Source organism: Sulfurospirillum sp. 1612 (assembly GCF_036556685.1).
In the GTDB taxonomy this organism is placed as follows: domain Bacteria; phylum Campylobacterota; class Campylobacteria; order Campylobacterales; family Sulfurospirillaceae; genus JAADIZ01.
On sequence record NZ_CP140614.1, the window covers coordinates 1,349,030 to 1,368,329 of the forward strand.

Sequence of the window (19,300 nt, forward strand, 5' to 3'; positions counted from 1 at the left end):
CAATGCCTTCGTTTTGTTATTGGTTATAAATCGCCCGATATGAAATCACGAGGTTAAAACAAAGTTCACCTATCATGAACAAATCCCACAGCGTCACGACATCCAAAAAAGCATCCCCTTTTTTGAGGGATAAAAAATCAATACCAATATCCAAACCATATTGGCTATTAGGCGGTGAGATTTCTGGTAACGTTTCGCTATATCGAAATGAAAGCGTCACTTTTTCATTGCGTCTCATACGGCGAATTCGCTTGAGCGTACCATCAAAATCTTTGTCATTGAGTCTGATTTCTGCATGTGTGTTATGAGAGAGAACATTGCGTATAAAAGAGAGAATATCAAAGAAATTTTCATACTGATCTTGCATTTTATCTTTAATATAATCTTGAAAAGGACTCTCTAATCGCAAGGATTCAACCATCGCCATACAAATCCCGCGAAATGCGTTAAATTCGACAAAATATTCAAAAAAAGACATCTCTTCATTTTTATATTCTCGTGCATTTTCTAAAAGTTCATAAATAATTTCGGCATTGAAGTAATACGCTTGCCCCTCGCTACATTTTTTCACGACAAACAAACTGCGTTCGCTCAAATTCTCTGTCTTGGCAATTTTACCTAAGAACTCACCCATATTTAAAAAATAAAAATTTTGCTCCACCAAAAGAAGTGCATCTTCGAGTAATACGTCAGTATCCATCATATCTTTTCCAAATCAACCTTTATATCTTGATAAATAGCACAATCTCCCTCATCACTGACACGACTTGGCGTCAGGACATTACTGTTTTTACCGCCTGAGAACAAGGCCAAGCAATCATCTCGTAAACTTGGATCTACCCGTACTTCATACTCACAACTATAATCATCCCGACGCAGTCGAACGCGCTCACCATCTTTTAAGTCCAAAATAGTAGGAACACGTAAAAAGTCATCCGTCATAAATTGGGAATTGAGCGATTTATTTTGTTTGACGGCCAAGAGATAAAAAGCTCCCGCATCATCGTCAAATTCATCATCAAAATCATCGAAAAACTCAAACTTTCCACTTTGGGTATAAAACGTCTTTTCATAAGGCCGTGTTTCAAAATACTTTGAAGCCAAAAATCCATCTTTTTCAAATGTATTGGACGCAATAATATCATCAAGATAATCCGTGTCTTTTTTGAGTGCGTCAAAAGCAAATTTTTCCAATAAAAATTGACTCAGTTCATACTCACTGACACAACTGGAATTCTCAAATATTTTGGGCATGCGTCCGACATACTCATGTCCATAGGAGAGTTTGAGATCCTCTTTTTCCAAAAAGTCTTTGGCAGGGATAATCAAATCGGCTAATTTTGAAGTCTCATTTTCATACAATCCAAAGTAAACAACAAAGCGTGCTTTCTCAAGCCCGGCTTTGACTTTTGGAGTGGAGGGGAGTTGCGTCATCGGATTACTCCCTTGGATAAAGACAATATCAAATGCTCCAAAATCAACCGTTGCCATCATAACCTTGCGCTTGGGCTCAGTTTTAAAAGGCTTGGCAAAACCATAACTACTATCATCGATGTAGCCGACACCACACCCTGCTTTGCCAAAGAGCCCCAACATCGCAGCAAAAGAGTCAATCGCACGTAGGACACTATGTCCAAAATCATACTTTTGCACCCCAATTCCTGTCAATATAGAGACTTTTTTACCCTCTATTAAAGACAATATTTTGCCAATATCAATGAGATCAACGCCAGATTTTTCAATCAATTCCCGAATTTGAATACCCGTAATCAAATCCACATAATTATCAAAATTATCACATCTTTGCGCTATGAAATCCACATCTTCTAATTGTTCCATATAAGCCACACGAGCCAAAAGTAACGCCAGATAAATATCGCGGCGCGGTTTGATTTGGATGTGTAAATCCGCTTTTTTTGCAAGATTTGTGACACGAGGGTCAATCACAATCAGTGTTTTGCCTTTGAGTGCTGGTAACATGTGAGAATTAGTCACAGAAGAATTTCGCCCCCCAAAGAATCACGACATCGCTCTCTTTGACAATATTAGGAGAGAGTGCCAAACTCGCACCTCTGCCCTCCTCGATGCCATAGGTACCTGCATCTTCGCACAGACCACCTCGCGTAAGTGTCGCACCATATTGAGAAAAAAAGACCTTTGGGACACTTTGCATGCATCCTAAGTTGCCACTGCCTTTAAAATATAAAACCTTCTCTGGCTTTGCAGATGCTAGCTTTGTAGCCAATATCTCCAATGCTTCATCTTTACTAATATCACGTCCCTGAAATGAGGCTTTTTGAATTCTGGGAATCTCATGATAGTGATTGAGATGATGACAAAGATACCCTTGTGTGATTGGATGATTTTTGTTGCCATGCAGGTGACCCTTTTCATCAACAACAATACTACAACTATCAAAACAATCCAAAGGACAGGTACTCACGCGCATTACTGTTCCTTAAATTCAATTTTAACAAGTTTTGAAAAAAGCTCAGGTGCCTTAATCCAAATCTCTGCTTTATATGCTGAGATATTTTCAGTATCACTCACCTTCCAAAGTTTATTGATGTGATACGCTGTTTTTTTGTCATTGATATAAATGCTACCCTTTTGAGCGAGGGCATAATCATCTTTTGAGACATAAACAATCAATTTCCCTTTGGAGACATCATAAGCATCAGCCAATGTCATTCCCGTCGTCACATAATCATCTTTTAAAACATACAATTTATAAATCAAAAAACCTTTTTGTATCATGATACGTTTCTTTTGAATCTGATCTTTGAGCGATTGAATCTTATAAACTTGGGTGTCAATTTGTCTCTTTAAACTCTCCAAACTATTTTCAAGATTCAACATCGCATCTTCTGCGTTCACCATCGTCACAAGACTGGCATCTTTATCGATACGTGATTTGGTTTTGAGATTTTTGATTTTATTATAATTTGTTTCCCTGATTTTGGCTATAATTTTTGCATTAGCTAAATTCTTTTTTGTGATTTCGAGTACTTTTTTCAAAGATACTAACTGCGCTTTAGAACTTTTCAAATCTTCTTGTGCCAAAACATCATCCAATTGGATTAATACTTGTCCCTTAGAAATCGTACCTTCTGCTTTTTTGTCAGCATCCAATACCTTACCACTTGCGGCCGCTTTAATCGTATAGGTTTGCAAAGGTTCAACTTTAGCATAATAAACACTCGCATCAAGACTCAAACACAGCACAAAAAACATCGCTATATATTTCATAAAAATTCCTCTATTACTTTTTTGTATTATACATTATTTATGTCAATAAAATAAAAAAACTTTTTATAATTTTAAAGCATTTTCCCTTCTAGCATACTTTAAAAAAAGCCTTTTTGTATCCAATCGCTTAGGAATAGCAACATGATGACAAATATTATCAACCAAAATACGCGCCGTGCTAGGAGCCAATACAAATCCCCGCGCACCGTGTCCACTATGAACATAAAGATGAGGATAGTAATGATAGCGCGTACTGGGGACTTTGGAACCTTTTGCTATATACGGATAAGCTTTGAGTGTTGCCTTAGCATCAATCAAAGCACCCAGCACTGGAAAAAAATCAATCGTAGCAGAACGCACACCAAAATGTACTTTTTTAATCTCATACGCTCCCAAATCCACATAAGATTCTACTGCTTGTAGGAGGGTATCGATTTCACTGGTGAAATCCTTTGTCGCATCATATTGATAGCCAGGAATATGCGTAGCTCCGATAGATATCATCTGGTTCTCACTCGCACTCACCGAATACTTTTTGTGAATATGAAACGGCAAAAAGGCCGATGTTTGAATATCCAAACGGTGCCCGTAAATCTTTTTGAGCATGCAATAATCACTCTGAGGAAATCCTTCATTATGGCCCGCACACAAAATCACGCCTCGGGCTTTTATGGAGCCGATTTGATACCCTCCATCCTCAAAAATCAATGACGTTACTTTTGTGTTTTCAACGACTTCTATATCTTGTAACATCGCATCAATAACACCGACACTATCGATGATTGTGCCCTGATCAAAAAAATATCCACCGTATCGGCAAGCCTCTTTCTTGATGTGAGATACCTCTTCTGCTTTGAGGTATGTAAAATGGCGCGGGAGTTTTTGTTCATGTGCTTGGCATTTTAGAATATCAGAGGGTGATCTCAACAGTCGCAACATTCCGGGTTTTTTCAAAAATTTTGGGAACTGTTTTTGATAAAAATCTAAAGAAAATTGAAAAGAATCATTGATAAAATGTGAGTAATCAGAATCTGATCCGATTTTGGGAGACAAGAACGCGCCTGCAGCACCACTGCCGCCGCTTGCGCTCTTGTCTTGCTCGATTACGATAACTTTTTTGCCGGCTTGTTTTAGAAAAAATGCGACACTGGCACCGCTAATACCCGCACCGATAATCGCAAAATCAAACACTTATCTCTTTGATATCGGCAATGGATTTAAATTCACTGTAAATTGAGGCGATGAGATTTTGTCTGTTGCGTTTTAAGCTGGCATCTTCTACATTGACCATCACATTGTCGAAAAATGCATCAATCTCAGGTTTGAGTGAAAAGAGTGCATCGAGTTTTTCTTCATAAAGAGTATAATCTTCATTTCGTACGGCGATAAAACGCGCATAAAGATTTTTTTCTTCTTCTTGTTGCAACAACGCTGTCTCAATATCTAAATCTTCTAAAGTAAGATTTTTGATGATATTGGCCACCCGCTTGAAAGTTGAAAAACTGTCTTGAAATCCTTCTGCTTTGACAATCTGACTCAAGGCTTTGATTTTCAAAGATAATGTCACAATATCACGTTCACCACTACTTAACACCGCTTGGATAACAGAAGCATTAACATCAAAAAATTGGTTGATTCGCTCTAAAAAGAATTGTTTCAAGCCGTTGACATCAAAACTTTTGTAATGTTTTGCCAAAGCATCAATATCTTTGTCAATGTCAAAGGCCAGACGATATTCTAAAACAATCTTAATAATACCATTGACGGCTCTTCGAAGTGCATAAGGGTCTTTGGTACCGGTAGGAATTCTATTGATACTAAAAAGTGCCAATACAGAATCTAGCTTATTCGCCAATGCTATAATAGAGCTAAAAATCGTGCTAGGTAGTTCGCTGTCTTCACTGTTGGGAAGATATTGTTCCTTAATCGCACGATACACCAGCGCATCTTCTCCGGCGGCTTTGGCATAATAATATCCCATCAACCCTTGAAGTTCTGTAAACTCATAGACCATCTCACTCAATAAATCCGCTTTGGCAAATAAGACAGAACGATTAAGCAAGTCTTGTAATTTTTCTTTGGTTGGATTTTCTGCTGTAAGTTTATCAAGGTATTTTTCATACAGATAATCTGCAACACTTTTTTCGCGCATCGTTTTATCAAATACGGTACCCAATCCATCCAAAAAGACGACATCTTTCAAGCCAGAGAAATCCAAGCCATTTTTGAGGTCATTATCATAGAAAAAGAGAGCATCACTCAATCTCGCGCGCAATACTTTTTCATTTCCGCTTACGATGAGATCATAATTATCACAGATGGCGTTGGAAACAACGATGAAGTGATTGGTCAGAGTCCCTTCTTTAAAAACTGGAAAGTAGCGTTGATGCTCTTTCATCGATGTCATGATAACTTCAGGAGGTAATCTGAGAAACTCTTCATCAAAGCTTCCCAATAAAGCACGCGGATGCTCTGTAATCGCCACGACTTCATTGAGTAAATCTGAATCTTTTTCAATGCTAAGGTTATGATTAGCCTCAATCGCGTCAAAATCAGCCAAAATTTTCTCTCTTCTCTTATCAGAAAACAACATCACGCCATGGTCTTTGAGCTTATCAAAATACTCTCCAGCAAAATCATAGCTAAATGGCGCATATGAGACATGACGATGGGGATAAGATTGGTTTGATGATTCCAAGTCAAAAGCTCTAAATTTGACAATTTCATGCCCCAACATACAACCAATCCAGCGAATTGGTCGGATAAAATGCTCATGAGAACTTCCCCATCGCATGGATTTACCAAAATTAAGACTCTTCAAAAAGGTCTCAACAATAGTACCAATAAATTTGACGGACTCTTCACCATGCGTGATGTGCTTGAAGTATAACACTTCTTTGCCACCTTTATTGGCCGTTTGTAAATTTTCGATTGTAGTGCCACATTTTTTGGCAAATCCAACAGCCGCAGGGGTTGGGACACCATCTTTATACGCAATACTTATCGGTGCACCAAAAAACTCTTCTTCTTTGTCTTCTTGGGAAAGTGGAAATTCTGGATGCCATAACACTAATCTTCTTGGCGTATAGTAAAATTCAAACTCACACAACAGCGCATTGGATTCCAATACTTTTGTATATTTTTTTTCGATATTTGGCAACTCTTTCAAAAACGGAATCGCCGGCAATTCTTCAACACCAACTTCTATCAGTAGCGGTTTAGTCATATAAAAAACCTTTTAATTATATATATTTTTGGGATTATAGTCTCTTTTTTATTCTCAATGCCATAGCGTCATACGAGATAAAATGTATTAAAATTTTAACAAAAATCTTCTTTTATTTATCTTTCCTTTGCGTTTGTCTAAAAAATCCTATCATGACCCAAATCAAGAACAAGACAAATGCCACCATCATAAATGTATCAAACATGTTATTTTTCACCTTTTTTATAAGTTTTTAGGATTTTACAAAGACTGATTTCAGTACTTCTTTTATAATTTTGAATCCTTTGGACTAGTATATCATATCTCTCACCCTTTTTAAAGGTTTCATCGGGTAGATAAATTTTAATTCTTTCACCACCATCGCCAATCAAAACACTATAAGCATCGACGCGTATCACCGTGACATTTTTCAAAATAGCAGGCAAAAGATCATTATACATTTTTTTCAAATAAGAGATACTCACCGTACGTATCTTCGGTTGATGATACGGAGGTGTTTGAAATGTAGCATAGATTGGCAAATGATCCGAATACCCTACTCCTTTGTTTTTGAAATCTTTCGTCACGACCCATCTTTTAGGATATCTGTATTTGTCTAACAAATAATTGCTACGCAAAACACCAAAAGATTTGGGTTTGTATTCAATCTTAGAATGATCCAGTAAGTTTTTGGAAATAATGATATGATCTAGCGTATTTTTAGTCCGTTTATACACATATGTGTAGCGCATATTTGGCGGTAATTCATACCACAGATCATACAGCGATTTATCACGATTTCCTATCCCTAGCGTATTGACTAAACTCGCACCCCATTGATCTTGTCTGATTTTATAAGGGGCATTAAAATCACCCATAATAATCGACTCATCATTAGGGTTTAGAATACTTTTGAGTTTTTTAGCATAAGCATTTCGTGCCTTTAATCCGTGCTTAAAAGCCGGCCAATGATTGATATAAATCATCAATTTTTCATGATCAAAATAGAGTTTTAATACATCAATCCCTCGGTTAAAACCCTCCACATCCACAGAATATTTATGGGCTACTTTATACCGTGAAAACACGACATTGCCGACAACGTGTTTGTTTTTTTTGAAAAAAGTATAAATATAAGGATATTTTTTATCTTTTAATACCCGATTTAAAAGCACTGCCACATTGAGATTTTCGACCTCTTCCAATGCAATGACATCTGCATCCAAATCTCTAATAACTCGTGCAATATGTGCCAATTTGAGAGCCAATGTCTTTTGATTCCAATTTGTCTTCTCTGAAGCAATATACTCAGGGTATTCGTGTCCGTCTTGCTTTAAATCAAATAAATTTTGAACATTATATGTTGCAATTTTTATCTCTTTTGAAAACAACGAAGAGAAGATTAAAAAAATTAAAATCAAATGTCTCACATATTATCCTTTATCTTTTTGTTAAATACTCTGCTAAAACTTTCGCAGATGAAAAAGCCCACTGGAAATTATATCCACCAAGCTCACCGGTAACATTGAGGACTTCTCCTATGAAATATAAGTCCTTTTTTTTCAGGCTTTCAAAGGTGTCCATATTCATCTCACTCGTATCAACACCACCACGAGTTACTTCCGCCTTAGTATAGCCAAAATTTCCTGCCGGAGGCAATTCATAATGGTGCAATTTTGTCAATTTTTCAATTTCTTGTGGCGTTAAACGCTTGATGGGTACATCGTCCAAATCCACAGATTTTAAATACTCTTTTATAAATCTTTTAGGCAGGGGAAGAAGACTGCTGATTTGCTTGTCGCTTTTTTTGGCAATCAATTTAGCGATGCGCACTTCGGGCAAAAAATCTATCATGATAGTACCTTTTTCCCAATATAAAGACCCCGATAATACCGCCGGACCGCTGATTCCTTTATGGGTAAATAAGAGTTGGTCTTTGAAAATCTTCTCTCCCACTTGCAGGGATACCAAGAGGGAAATACCACTCAAACTTTTCATCCAAAATTGATCTTTTTGCACCGTAAGTCCCACAAGAGCTGGCTGCGGTTTGATGATGGTATGACCAAAAGATTGGGCGATTTTAAAGCCTATATCTGAAGCACCCACGCTCGCATAACTCAATCCTCCACTTGCAACCACTAAACGTTTCGCGTGAATGGTACCTTGATTGGTTTCGATGATAAAATCATCCTCATAAGTCACCTCTTTGACAGTATGATTCAATAACATATCACAATGCTTTGTTAATTGAGAAAAAATTTTGATAATATCCTTAGCACTATTTTTGCAAAAATATTTCCCATGATCGCGTCGTTCGTAAGATAAATCTTCTTTTTGAAAGAACGCCAATAAATCTTTTTGGTTAAAAGAAGCAAAACATTTTTTGATTGCTTTTGCATCACCACGATAATGTGTCTCACTGATATCATGATTGGTGAAATTACATTTTCCACCCCCTGAAATACGTATCTTAGGTGCTAAAGTCTGCGATGATTCTATCAGGGCAATGGATTGATTTTTGATCCCAGATGCACACATCAATGCACTCGCCCCTGCACCGATAAAAGCGATATCAAAAGTTTTCAAATGCTGCTAATTCTTTGAAATTTTGTCGGATAGCATCATATAGGACAATACCTACTGCCACCGATTGGTTGAGACTGCGTCCATGCTCACCCATCGGGATGGTAATCGCATGGTTCCAGTTTTTTTGCATCAAATCCATCGGTAGCCCGGTAGATTCACCACCAAAAAAGAGAAAATCTCCATCTTTCATCTTGGCATCAAAATATGGCAATTTACTTTTAGTCGTAGCAAAGAAAAAACGATCCAAATATTGCTCATTGGCGGCCATAAAATCATCCAAACTCTCCCACACCGTCACATCTAAAAGATGCCAATAATCAAGCCCTGCTCGCTTGACATTTTTATCATTGATTTCAAAACAAGTCGGCTTGACAATATGTAACTTAGAGTCAGTATTCACACAAATTCTACCGATGCTACCGGTATTTTGTGGGATTTGAGGATGTACAAGTACGATATTAAACATGAGTCATCCTAAAATACAATTGTTTTGTTCGCATGAACAAAGATTTTATCATCAAAAACCAAATCCAACGCATTGGAGAGTACGGTCTTTTCTACATTTTTACCGGCTCTTTGCATATTTTTCCAATTAAGCTCATGATTGACAGGAATCACATCTTGGGCAATAATAGGACCCTCATCTAGATTGTTATTTACAAAATGTGCCGTCGCTCCAATAATCTTCACCCCACGTTTATGGGCTTGTTTGTAAGGATTGGCTCCGATGAAAGCCGGTAAGAATGAGTGATGGATATTAATAATCCTTTGATCATATTGTGACACAAAATTCTCAGATAAAATTCTCATATATTTAGCCAATACCAGATAATCTACATCATAACCTCCTAGCACTTCAAGGACAGCTTTTTCATGCTCTTCTCGGCTCATACCTTCACTTAAAACACAATGATACGGAATATCAAATTTCTGACATAATGGTCTTAAAATATCATAATTTGAGACCACCGCTTGAATATCGGCATTTAGCTCTCCGCTGTCGTGTTTGAGCAAGATATCTCCCAGACAATGGGACTCTTTTGTCACCAAAACGATGATTTTTTTCTTGACTTTTTTGACTAAGGTAATCTCAGCATCTTTGGGCATCACTGCCTTTAATTCTGAAACAATTTTTTGGCTATCAATCAATCCATCAATGCGCGCTCTAAAGAAAAATTTCTTATTTTCACCATCCACAAATTCATTATTTTTTTCAATATTTAAATCATTTGAATAGAGTACATCTGCAATCTTATGAATCAATCCCTTTTCATCGGAACATTTGATTTTTAAAACATATTTATTCACTTTGTATCACCTCTAATTTCCTTCTTTTTAGTTCTTTTTTTATTGCTTCTTTCTCAAAACCATCTGCGATGACACTCTGAGTCGTAATACCACCGTCAAATACTTTATCGAAAATATCCAATCTTTTTGCTCGCGCAATCACACCTTTTTTGTAATTGCCAAGCCACAATGAAATCGGCAAATCTATCGCAATTTCTTTCAATTTTGCATCACTCACATCCCCTTCGATATAGGGCTGATATTTGAAGACATGACGATACTCTCGTGGCATATCTAAGTCTTTTATCATTGTTTTAATATCGATTTTACCGATGTTCCCGATAAAATACATAAAATAATATGTATTTTGTTTTGGGAGAAAATTTTTGCGATTTCGTGCCATTTCAAGTGCCATTTTGAGAAAGGTATCTTTTTTAAAATCCATTTTGAAAAGTTTCTCAAAAATACCCAATTTTATCAAATAATAAAGCCCATAATGTAAATACTTTGCATTAAATAATTTTTCTAATTCCCAAAATATTCGCGTCTTACTCAAATCATCTAAAGCCAAAGCATCCATCACGCGCAATGTCTCTTTATCGATCTTATATCCCAATCTTGCACTAAATTGAATCCCTCGCAAAACACGTAAACTGTCTTCTTTGAAAGAGGTCGCATCCACGAGTGAGATTTGACGATGCAAAAGACTGCTTCTGCCTCCATAAAAATCTAAAAGCTCTTGTGTGAAAATATTCAGCATCATGGCATTCATCGTAAAATCGCGACGCTTGGCGGCTTGTTTTTCATCATGACACACCTGCACATCAAAAGCCTTGTGCCCCTTGCCTACTTTGCGCTCAATTCGCGGCAATGATAAATCCACATCACCATATTTATAGACAAAAAAGCTCTTGCCAACACCAATCGCTCCTAGGTTTTGCATCAATCTTGCAAAATCAGCTTCACTAACATCATAGACTTCAATATCAAGATCATGTAAAGGCACTCCTAGCATCATATCTCTCACACCGCCACCAACCAAATAGGCACGTTTGGTAACGCTTTGAAGCAATGATTTAACACGATAAAAAGGTGCTTTTAAATGATGAGGGAGGGCATGTTCAATAGTCATGATTTGGGAGTTTTTATATGTTCCAATCGTTCGTCAATCCTAGCTAAGAGATATTCTAAAAAATTAAGTGTCAAGTCAATCTTGGCTTCTATATTTTTATTATTTGGAGCCTGAAAACCTTCAAAAATCACTAGCAATTTCTCACGAATATTTTCATAAAATTGTTGTTCACTTGTCTCAATTTTCACATCATCACTCTCTTCTGTAGCGGTCGCAATTGGACTTGTCATCTCTTCTGTGTCAATCACTTCTTGGTCATCTTGTGTCTCTGTCGATGGCTCTTCTTCTAGCTCTGATAGCGTCATCATCACCATTTCTTTTAATTCCATTGTGCTTCCTCACCCCTTAAAGTCTTAACAACCATCTCTCAAACTCCAGAAATTCCACTTCAGTTTCCATCTCAATAAAAAAATTCTTCATCTCTTCATTGACGCCATAATACTTTTTTCTAATACCGCTTAATCGTCTTATGGCTACCCTCGCTTCTTTGTTATTGACATCATTTTTGAGAATCTCTTTGTAAATCTCAAGAGCCTCTTCTTTGAGGCCTTGAAGTTCATAAATTGAAGCGAGTGTTAGCGTCTTTACCATGATTGTATTCTAATCCTCTTGTGCTACATATTTGGCGATAATCGATCCAATTTGCTCTGTGGTACAGACTTCTTTTGCATTATAGCGTGCCAAATCTTTGGTTCTGTACCCATCTTTCAATACGTGCTTAATCGCATTATCAATGCGATCGGCCGCTTTGATTTCACCAAGAGAAAATCTTAGCATCATCGAAGCACTCAAAATCGTCGCAATAGGATTAGCAATACCTTGTCCAACAATATCTGGCGCGGATCCATGAATCGGCTCATACAAACCAACACTGCCCCCAATGGAAGAAGATGGTAACAAGCCGATGGAGCCACTCATCATACTCGCCTCATCACTCAAAATATCACCAAAGATATTTCCGGTTAAGAGGACATCAAACTGTTTTGGTTCTCTCACGATTTGCATCGCGGCATTGTCTACATACATATGGGTTAATTCTACTTCAGGATATGAAATGGCTACTTCTTCGACAACACTACGCCACAAACGACTCACTTCCAAAACATTGGCTTTATCTACCGAACAGACTTTTTTCTTACGCTTCATAGCAGATTCAAAAGCCACTTTTGCGATTCTTATGATTTCTTCTCTCGTATAGACCATCGTATTGTAGGCTCTTTGACCATCATTTTCTCGTGGCTCACCAAAGTAAATGCCACCGGTCAATTCTCGCACGACCAATAAATCAACACCTTTTAAAACTTCTGGTTTCATACTACTTGCATCTAAGAGTTCATCAAAAACTGCAACCGGTCGTAAATTGGCAAAAAGTCCCAGTGCTTTTCTGAGTTTCAAAAGTCCCGCTTCAGGTCTCAGTTCACTGGCTAGATTGTCCCATTTATAGCCACCAATCGCGCCAAAAAGAATCGCATCGGATTTCAAACATCCCGCAATCGTAGCATCAGGGAGTGGATTTTTTGTCGCTTCATAGGCAACACCTCCCATCAAATATTCCTCATAATTGAGAGTAAAATCTTCTTTTTCAGACACAGCATTTAAAACTTTAACCGCCTCTTCTACAATTTCAGGGCCAATGCCATCCCCTCTTATTAATGCGATATTATATTGTTTGTCACTTTGGCTCATGATGCACTTTTCCTTTTAATCTCTTCTTTTGCATAGTTGATAAGACCGCCACTTGCGATAAGTTCTTGCATAAAAGGAGGAATCGGTGTAAATTTATAAATTTTATCTTTTGTCTCATTGATGATTTCACCTTTTTGCATATCAATTTTGAGCGTATCTCCCTCATCAATTTCATCTGTCTCATCAAGCTCAAAAATCGGCAATCCCATATTGAAAGCATTTCTGTAAAATATCCGTGCAAAGCTTTTGGCCACAACTGCTTGAATACCCGCTGTTTTCAAAGCAATAGGAGCATGTTCACGACTGCTTCCACAACCAAAATTTTCTCCGGCTACAATGATGTCACCTGCTTGCATCTTATTGACAAATTCAGGATCAGCATCTTCCATAACATGCTGTGCTAATGCTTCTGGATTTGATGTGCTCAAATATCGTGCTGCGATAATCAAATCGGTGTCTATATTATCTCCAAATTTCCAAACTTTTGCATTTTCTGTGCTCATGGCCATCCTTAATGATTGATATAAAATAACTTCTAATAGCATTGCTACTGTGATATCAAAACGCGTATAGAAATCGTGTTAGAAGTCTGGTAATTATTTTACCTAAAAAGAAATTAAATATTTATTTTATCCAAAACAGTAGCATCAGATTCAAACCATTCTTCTGATATAAACGCATCATCTGTTATTTGTTTGAGCGCTCTTTTGAGATATTTTCCTGAAGCACTCACCGCAACCGTCCCATCGGGCAGATAAATTTCCCCAGTTCCTTCAAAAACCCTACCCCGATCACGATCAATACGTCCGACCACTTTGAGTTCTACGTCTGTAGGTACAGGCTTTTTATACTTGATATTGAGCTCCATCGTCACGCCAAAACTCTCTTGTCCGTATGCGTTCATGATAGCCCGACCAATGGTCTCATCTAAAATCGTCGCCGAAATGCCTCCGTGTAAAATCCCCGGATAGCTTTGGTACATCTCATTGGGCGTGAAGATGGCAATGGTCTCATTTTCTTGAGTCGCATAAAATTTAGCTTGCAAACCGATAGGATTTTTGATGCCACAGACAAAACAGTGATTTGAAATATTTTGTCGTTCTTTAATTTGAAATTCCATATTTTTTTCCTTGTTGATATAAATAGATAATCGAGCTCATACCCGCACTTCCCAAAACCATCGCCATCACGACGATTTGATAACGCACCGCAATAATCGGATCGATTCCTGAGAGAATTTGTCCGGTCATCATACCCGGAAGTGAGACCAAACCAACCGCTAAAAATGAGTTGATTTGAGGTATGAGCGATGCTTTAAAAGCATTGGCTCTTGCTTGGGGATAGGTTTTGTTTTTAATCTCATTTTCAAATCGCTCCGCTACCAAAGAAATCGCATTCATGGAGTTGGCATAAATCATTCCAGCAAGAGGGATGATGAATCTCGGCTGGTAAAATGGATGCAAATCCAAGACAAAATAAAGTACCAATAGAAGGTTGAAACTCCCTCCAATGGCAATAGAAAGCAAGATTTCATAATAGACTTTGAGATTGCGTTTTTCTATATTTCGAAGCGCTATAAAACTCGAAGCACCAATCATAAATAAGATAATGACAAAACCCAAGATGACATGATTATTGTTGAAGATAAACGTAAGACAATATCCGATGATAAGCAACTGTGTGAGCATACGAAACGTCGCTAAGACAATCTCTTTGATATTTTGAGTCCAAAGAAAATAGACGTAGGCGACTATACTAATGGGAATCAACATATAAAATAAATGTGTTATTGTAATTAAATGCATGATAAGAATTTTATCATACTTTTTCTAAATTATGCGCACCCGTTATAATAAAGGGGTCAAAATAGTATATTATGGTGATTCCTTATGCTTTTTTGGGTATATTAAGCAAAATTTATAATAATATGAGGATAGCATGCGTGTTTGATACAAAAAAATATGACGAATGGCTACAGGTTTCACGGGTTTTTCAAATTCGCTACGTTGCTATTTTGACAGCGCTTTTATACTCTTTGGTTGCCATACTTGATAGCATAATTATCCCTTCAGAATACCAATCATTAGTCCATTTTGTTCACTTATGTATCCTCACGCCAATTTTACTATTGATTGCAAGTTTGTCTTTTTTTAAGAAATATTATAACACAATGATATATCTGCTTATTTTAGCTCCAGCAAGTGCAGCAATTGGAAATCTTCTCATTACATCACAGATTAATACACCCAATCTGTATTTACCCGAAATCTATCTATGTATATTTTGGATTTTCACCATTTCTGGGTTAAAACTTTTTCATGCTACTATCAGTGCGAGTATCGTCATCATGATATCTAGTTTCTCTTTTTTCTATTTAACGCACCAAGAATTTATCATGCACTTATTTTGGATTCTCTCCGCCACTTCTTTTGGTTTTTTGGGAGCTTTTTTACTTGAACGTGCTAACAAAAAAAACTTTTTGCATACAAAAGCTCTTGCAAAGTCTGCACAAACTGACACACTCACCAAATTGTACAATCGTGCTAAATTTGATAATGTATTGTCTTATGAATTGCAACGCAACAGGCGACGCAATGATCCAATAGGCTTAGCGATGATTGATATTGATTATTTCAAATCGGTTAATGACACTTTTGGTCATCATATTGGAGATATGTTTTTGATAGAAATTTCTCAACTCATCAAACACAACATCCGCGAGACAGATTTCTTGGCACGTTGGGGAGGTGAAGAGTTTGCATTGATTTGTGTCGAAACAGATATCGAGGGAATGAACACTTTGGTGGAAAATATTCGCATCGCGGTGGAACAGCATTCATTCCAAACAATCGGTAAAAAAACTATGAGTGCTGGAGTCAGTGTGTACCACGAAGGTGACACCAATACCAGCCTCACCGCACGTGCTGATCAAGCGCTCTATCTGGCAAAAAATAGCGGTAGAAACAATATAAAAATTCTCTCTTAAACTTCTACATACTCTCTCTAGCGGCATTGCAGGCCTTGATGATATTAGGAAGATTTTTTATTGTTGCAGCATGCCCATCAACAGCGCACTTATATGTTGTATATCTTTTATTGCAGATGACTTTATCATATTGGACTTGACCGTTTTCTTTTTCAAAGACGATGGTTTCATAAACTTTAACATACGAATTTTGATTGAGCCATGCGTGTCTGACTTCCATCTTGATAGTAGAGACCAAATAGCGTATGCCCTCCACTTCCACAACATCTTGCAATTTTAAATCAGGCTGTTCATTTGGGTTCATCGATAATCCTTTGTTTTATTTGAATCAATTATATAACAAGCGTATGATATTTTAATGACCATTTCATACTAAACGAAAATTTTTTGAACCAAAAACATATACACCAATGTCGCAGAAATAATACTCAAGAGAGCATTGCTGTATTTTAAATGCATCACAACCGCAATAAAAACACCAATAATCTCAGGTACACCAAAAGGATAGAGTGCCCACTTGACATCTTTGAGTGCATAAAACACCAAGATGACCATGATCATGATAGGCATATTCCATTCGATATAGCGTATGGTCGCAGAAGGAGGCTTATTTCCAAAAAATAAAAAAGGAGTAATCCGTGTGATATACGTCGCAATGGCTGCGATTGCAATGGCTGCGATTAAATATTCATGACTCATTTTCTAATGCCTTTTTAAACAGTATCAACGTAAACATCGCCAACCCTAAGGAGAGAATCAACATCTTATCGCTTGGGAATGTCAACATCCCAATAAAACCAATGGCAGCGGCTATCATGAAGGGTTTGTGTAGTTTACTTTTTTTGTATAAATCAATCGACAAAACCACAAAAAGCGCGGTGAGTGAAAATTCTAATCCTTTATAATTAAACGGCAGAATATTTCCTAACAAGGCACCAATCACGCTCCCGATTACCCAATAGCTTTGATTTAATGCCGTGATGATCAAATAGATTCTTTCGCGCTCTTTTTCGCCCACATCCCGTGTCTTTAACAAAGCAAAGGTTTCATCTGTGAGCCCAAATATCAGGTAGTGCTTTTTCCAAGAAAAGTCTTTGAATACACTCACCATCGAAAGGCCATAAAACATATGGCGCAAGTTTAATAAAAACGTAGCAATACCCACTTCTAAAACCGTAGCTTGAGAAGCAAACAGTACTAATGCTAAAAATTGTGCACTTCCAGCAAAGATAAAAATTGACATAAAAAAAGCATAATACCAAGGAATTAAAAGCTTTGAAAGCAAGAGTCCAAAGGCCATACCAAGGGGAACATAGCCCATCAATACCGGTATGGTTATCTTAAAAATCGAAAAAAACTTCATAGCTCTATTCTTTTATATATTTATCGATATAGTGATTGGTTTTGATTGATGTATTGACAGATTTTTCTATCTGCTTTGGCGCACGCAAATCTTTTGGTTTTGTATCGCTATAATAGATGCTATTAATCGCGACAATGGTCAAAATAATGATTAAAAAAGGCAACAATAAAAGCATGGCATTACCGTTTGAGTCCATTGACCGTTTGCAACATCTCGTCACTGGTCGTAATCGCTTTAGAATTGGCCTCATAGGCACGTTGTCCGGTAATGAGGTCGGTCATCTCTTCGACAAGTTGCACATTACTCATCTCGACAAATTGCTGTCTAATTTCACCCAAACCATTGAGCCCTGGGGTACTTGTAATAGCATCTCCTGAGGCTGTGGTATTGATATAATCGTTATTTCCCAAAGAGTGTAATCCAGCAGGATTGACAAAATTAGCCAGTTCAATTTGACCCACTTCAGACATTTGTGTTTGTCCTGCTTGCAGAACTGAAACCGTACCATCGGTTCCTATTGATATCTGCGTTGCATCTTGCGGAATAGTAATCTGAGGAAGCAATTGATAACCATCGCTATTGACCATATTACCATCAGCATCGAGTTTGAAAGAACCATTTCTCGTATACGCGGTGGTCCCATCTGGAAGTTCGACTTGAAAAAATCCTTGACCGGTGATAGCCATATCCAGTGAATTACCAGTCTCTTTAAAATTACCTTGAGTAAAGAGCTTCGATACAGCGGTAGGTCGCACACCCAGTCCTACTTCAATGCCCGTAGGCGATGTTGTCGTAGCGCTCGTAGATGTACCGGCATACTCCATCGTTTGATACATCAAATCGGCAAATTCAGCACGTTGTTTTTTATATCCGATGGTGTTGACATTGGCAATATTATTTGACGTGGTATCGATTTGTGTCTGCTGCGCAATCATCCCTGTGGCTGCTGTATAAAGTGATCGTAACATCTTATTTCCTTGTTGATTTATATTCTGTCATTTACGCTGATACGGATGCTAACTTGTTGATGGCATCGGTATTTAAATCATTCATATGTGAATTCATAACTTTTTGATACATCTCCACCATACGATTGGCCTCTATAAGATGCACCATTTCCGTGACCGGGTTCACATTGCTACTTTCTAAAAACCCTTGGGCAATGGCATCGGTATTTTCTGATTGTTTGATGGCATTGATATCAGGGAATTTATAGAGATTATTGCCCTCTTTTTGCAACCCTTTTATATCTTCTGTATCGGCAATATAAAGTTGTCCGATTGGATTTCCATTCGCATAAAGTATGCCACTTTGGTCTGCTGTAATTTGTGCATTTTGGGGAATACTAATCAATTGTGAATCTTGAAAATAATTTGAGGGTAATACCGGATACCCCTCTTTGGTTGTGAGATTCCCATTGCTATTAATCACAAAAGAACCATTTTGGGTTAATCGTGTTCCATTGGGTGTCTTTACCATAAAGAAAAGTTTAGAATCTTTCAGAGCAAAATCCAAACTATTGCCGGTTCTTTTCATAGCACCTTGTGAAAACTTAGTGTATTGCTCAGAAATCTGAGGGACTGTATCAATACTTGAATTTAGAAATTTGGCGGCTTCTTTGGTGTTATCTGCGATGGGCATGTTATCTTGTGTTTCTTGAAAAATTCTCTTGAAATCTCCAATAATCACTTTATCCTTCTTAAATGCCGTCGTATTTAAATTAGCCAGATTATTTGATATCACATCTAATCTGTTAAACTGCGTCACCATCCCGCCGGTTGCGTCATAATATCCACTTTGCATAGC

Annotated in this window: 24 protein-coding genes; 1 reads left to right on the forward strand and 23 read right to left on the reverse strand. The window is 37.4% G+C overall.

The features are described 5' to 3' along the window. Window positions 1–16 precede the first annotated feature (16 nt). The 17 genes from SFB89_RS06710 to SFB89_RS06790 all read right to left on the reverse strand — a co-directional run bounded on the left by SFB89_RS06710 (window position 17) and on the right by SFB89_RS06790 (window position 14,950). Window positions 17–703 carry a hypothetical protein gene (locus SFB89_RS06710; protein ID WP_331773915.1) on the reverse strand — a complete coding sequence of 229 codons (687 nt, stop codon included), beginning with the start codon at window positions 701–703 and terminating at the stop codon, window positions 17–19. Further along, on the reverse strand, window positions 700–1,995 hold the full coding sequence (locus tag SFB89_RS06715; protein WP_331773916.1) for a molybdopterin-dependent oxidoreductase: 1,296 nt from the start codon (window positions 1,993–1,995) through the stop codon (window positions 700–702). The genes SFB89_RS06710 and SFB89_RS06715 overlap by 4 nt, the downstream gene beginning before the upstream one ends. Beyond that, the gene (locus SFB89_RS06720; protein ID WP_331773917.1) at window positions 1,988–2,449 is read right to left on the reverse strand and encodes a hypothetical protein; all 462 of its coding nucleotides are present in this window, start codon (window positions 2,447–2,449) and stop codon (window positions 1,988–1,990) included. Before SFB89_RS06720 ends, SFB89_RS06715 begins: the two co-directional genes overlap by 8 nt. Further along, window positions 2,449–3,249 carry a hypothetical protein gene (locus SFB89_RS06725; RefSeq protein ID WP_331773918.1) on the reverse strand — a complete coding sequence of 267 codons (801 nt, stop codon included), beginning with the start codon at window positions 3,247–3,249 and terminating at the stop codon, window positions 2,449–2,451. The genes SFB89_RS06720 and SFB89_RS06725 overlap by 1 nt, the downstream gene beginning before the upstream one ends. Before the next feature lie 63 nt (window positions 3,250–3,312). Then, window positions 3,313–4,440 (reverse strand): NAD(P)/FAD-dependent oxidoreductase, encoded by a 1,128-nt coding sequence (locus SFB89_RS06730; protein ID WP_331773919.1) that lies wholly within the window; start codon window positions 4,438–4,440, stop codon window positions 3,313–3,315. Continuing rightward, window positions 4,433–6,475 carry a glycine--tRNA ligase subunit beta gene (gene glyS / locus SFB89_RS06735; protein ID WP_331773920.1) on the reverse strand — a complete coding sequence of 681 codons (2,043 nt, stop codon included), beginning with the start codon at window positions 6,473–6,475 and terminating at the stop codon, window positions 4,433–4,435. The genes SFB89_RS06730 and glyS overlap by 8 nt, the downstream gene beginning before the upstream one ends. Window positions 6,476–6,681: 206 nt before the next feature. After that, on the reverse strand, window positions 6,682–7,884 hold the full coding sequence (locus SFB89_RS06740) for an endonuclease/exonuclease/phosphatase family protein (RefSeq protein ID WP_331773921.1): 1,203 nt from the start codon (window positions 7,882–7,884) through the stop codon (window positions 6,682–6,684). Window positions 7,885–7,894: 10 nt separating this feature from the next. After that, on the reverse strand, window positions 7,895–9,040 hold the full coding sequence (locus SFB89_RS06745) for an NAD(P)/FAD-dependent oxidoreductase (RefSeq protein WP_331773922.1): 1,146 nt from the start codon (window positions 9,038–9,040) through the stop codon (window positions 7,895–7,897). Further along, the gene (locus tag SFB89_RS06750) at window positions 9,027–9,506 is read right to left on the reverse strand and encodes a tRNA (cytidine(34)-2'-O)-methyltransferase (protein WP_331773923.1); all 480 of its coding nucleotides are present in this window, start codon (window positions 9,504–9,506) and stop codon (window positions 9,027–9,029) included. Before SFB89_RS06750 ends, SFB89_RS06745 begins: the two co-directional genes overlap by 14 nt. 8 nt (window positions 9,507–9,514) lie before the next feature. Next, window positions 9,515–10,348: a formyltetrahydrofolate deformylase gene (gene purU / locus SFB89_RS06755; RefSeq protein ID WP_331773924.1), complete on the reverse strand. Its 834-nt coding sequence runs from the start codon at window positions 10,346–10,348 to the stop codon at window positions 9,515–9,517. After that, window positions 10,341–11,459: a CCA tRNA nucleotidyltransferase gene (locus tag SFB89_RS06760; RefSeq protein ID WP_331773925.1), complete on the reverse strand. Its 1,119-nt coding sequence runs from the start codon at window positions 11,457–11,459 to the stop codon at window positions 10,341–10,343. Before SFB89_RS06760 ends, purU begins: the two co-directional genes overlap by 8 nt. Beyond that, on the reverse strand, window positions 11,456–11,788 hold the full coding sequence (locus tag SFB89_RS06765; RefSeq protein ID WP_331773926.1) for a CiaD-like domain-containing protein: 333 nt from the start codon (window positions 11,786–11,788) through the stop codon (window positions 11,456–11,458). Before SFB89_RS06765 ends, SFB89_RS06760 begins: the two co-directional genes overlap by 4 nt. 16 nt (window positions 11,789–11,804) lie before the next feature. After that, on the reverse strand, window positions 11,805–12,050 hold the full coding sequence (locus SFB89_RS06770) for a hypothetical protein (protein ID WP_331773927.1): 246 nt from the start codon (window positions 12,048–12,050) through the stop codon (window positions 11,805–11,807). 9 nt (window positions 12,051–12,059) lie between these two features. After that, on the reverse strand, window positions 12,060–13,145 hold the full coding sequence (leuB, locus tag SFB89_RS06775; RefSeq protein ID WP_331773928.1) for a 3-isopropylmalate dehydrogenase: 1,086 nt from the start codon (window positions 13,143–13,145) through the stop codon (window positions 12,060–12,062). After that, entirely contained in the window at window positions 13,142–13,648 is a 507-nt protein-coding gene (locus tag SFB89_RS06780) for a 3-isopropylmalate dehydratase small subunit (protein ID WP_331773929.1), read from the reverse strand. Before SFB89_RS06780 ends, leuB begins: the two co-directional genes overlap by 4 nt. 113 nt (window positions 13,649–13,761) lie before the next feature. Then, window positions 13,762–14,265, reverse strand: a complete 504-nt coding sequence (locus SFB89_RS06785) for a PaaI family thioesterase (protein WP_331773930.1) — start codon at window positions 14,263–14,265, stop codon at window positions 13,762–13,764. After that, complete coding sequence (locus SFB89_RS06790; RefSeq protein WP_331773931.1) at window positions 14,249–14,950, reverse strand: ABC transporter permease; 702 nt, start codon at window positions 14,948–14,950, stop codon at window positions 14,249–14,251. Before SFB89_RS06790 ends, SFB89_RS06785 begins: the two co-directional genes overlap by 17 nt. A gap of 137 nt (window positions 14,951–15,087) precedes the next feature. On the opposite strand from SFB89_RS06790, the gene SFB89_RS06795 reads away from it, so the two are divergent. Continuing rightward, complete coding sequence (locus SFB89_RS06795) at window positions 15,088–16,131, forward strand: GGDEF domain-containing protein (protein WP_331773932.1); 1,044 nt, start codon at window positions 15,088–15,090, stop codon at window positions 16,129–16,131. A 4-nt stretch (window positions 16,132–16,135) separates the two neighbouring features. Here SFB89_RS06795 and SFB89_RS06800 read toward each other — a convergent pair whose 3' ends face one another. The 6 genes from SFB89_RS06800 to SFB89_RS06825 all read right to left on the reverse strand — a co-directional run bounded on the left by SFB89_RS06800 (window position 16,136) and on the right by SFB89_RS06825 (window position 19,297). After that, window positions 16,136–16,435: a hypothetical protein gene (locus SFB89_RS06800; RefSeq protein ID WP_331773933.1), complete on the reverse strand. Its 300-nt coding sequence runs from the start codon at window positions 16,433–16,435 to the stop codon at window positions 16,136–16,138. 68 nt (window positions 16,436–16,503) lie between these two features. Next, on the reverse strand, window positions 16,504–16,830 hold the full coding sequence (locus SFB89_RS06805; protein WP_331773934.1) for a branched-chain amino acid transporter permease: 327 nt from the start codon (window positions 16,828–16,830) through the stop codon (window positions 16,504–16,506). After that, window positions 16,820–17,494, reverse strand: coding sequence for an AzlC family ABC transporter permease (locus SFB89_RS06810; protein WP_331773935.1), 675 nt, complete (start codon window positions 17,492–17,494; stop codon window positions 16,820–16,822). Before SFB89_RS06810 ends, SFB89_RS06805 begins: the two co-directional genes overlap by 11 nt. Before the next feature lie 4 nt (window positions 17,495–17,498). Continuing rightward, entirely contained in the window at window positions 17,499–17,690 is a 192-nt protein-coding gene (locus SFB89_RS06815; RefSeq protein WP_331773936.1) for a hypothetical protein, read from the reverse strand. Continuing rightward, window positions 17,674–18,462 (reverse strand): flagellar basal-body rod protein FlgG, encoded by a 789-nt coding sequence (gene flgG / locus SFB89_RS06820; RefSeq protein ID WP_331773937.1) that lies wholly within the window; start codon window positions 18,460–18,462, stop codon window positions 17,674–17,676. Before flgG ends, SFB89_RS06815 begins: the two co-directional genes overlap by 17 nt. Before the next feature lie 31 nt (window positions 18,463–18,493). After that, window positions 18,494–19,297, reverse strand: coding sequence for a flagellar hook-basal body protein (locus SFB89_RS06825; protein WP_331773938.1), 804 nt, complete (start codon window positions 19,295–19,297; stop codon window positions 18,494–18,496). Window positions 19,298–19,300 lie beyond the last annotated feature (3 nt).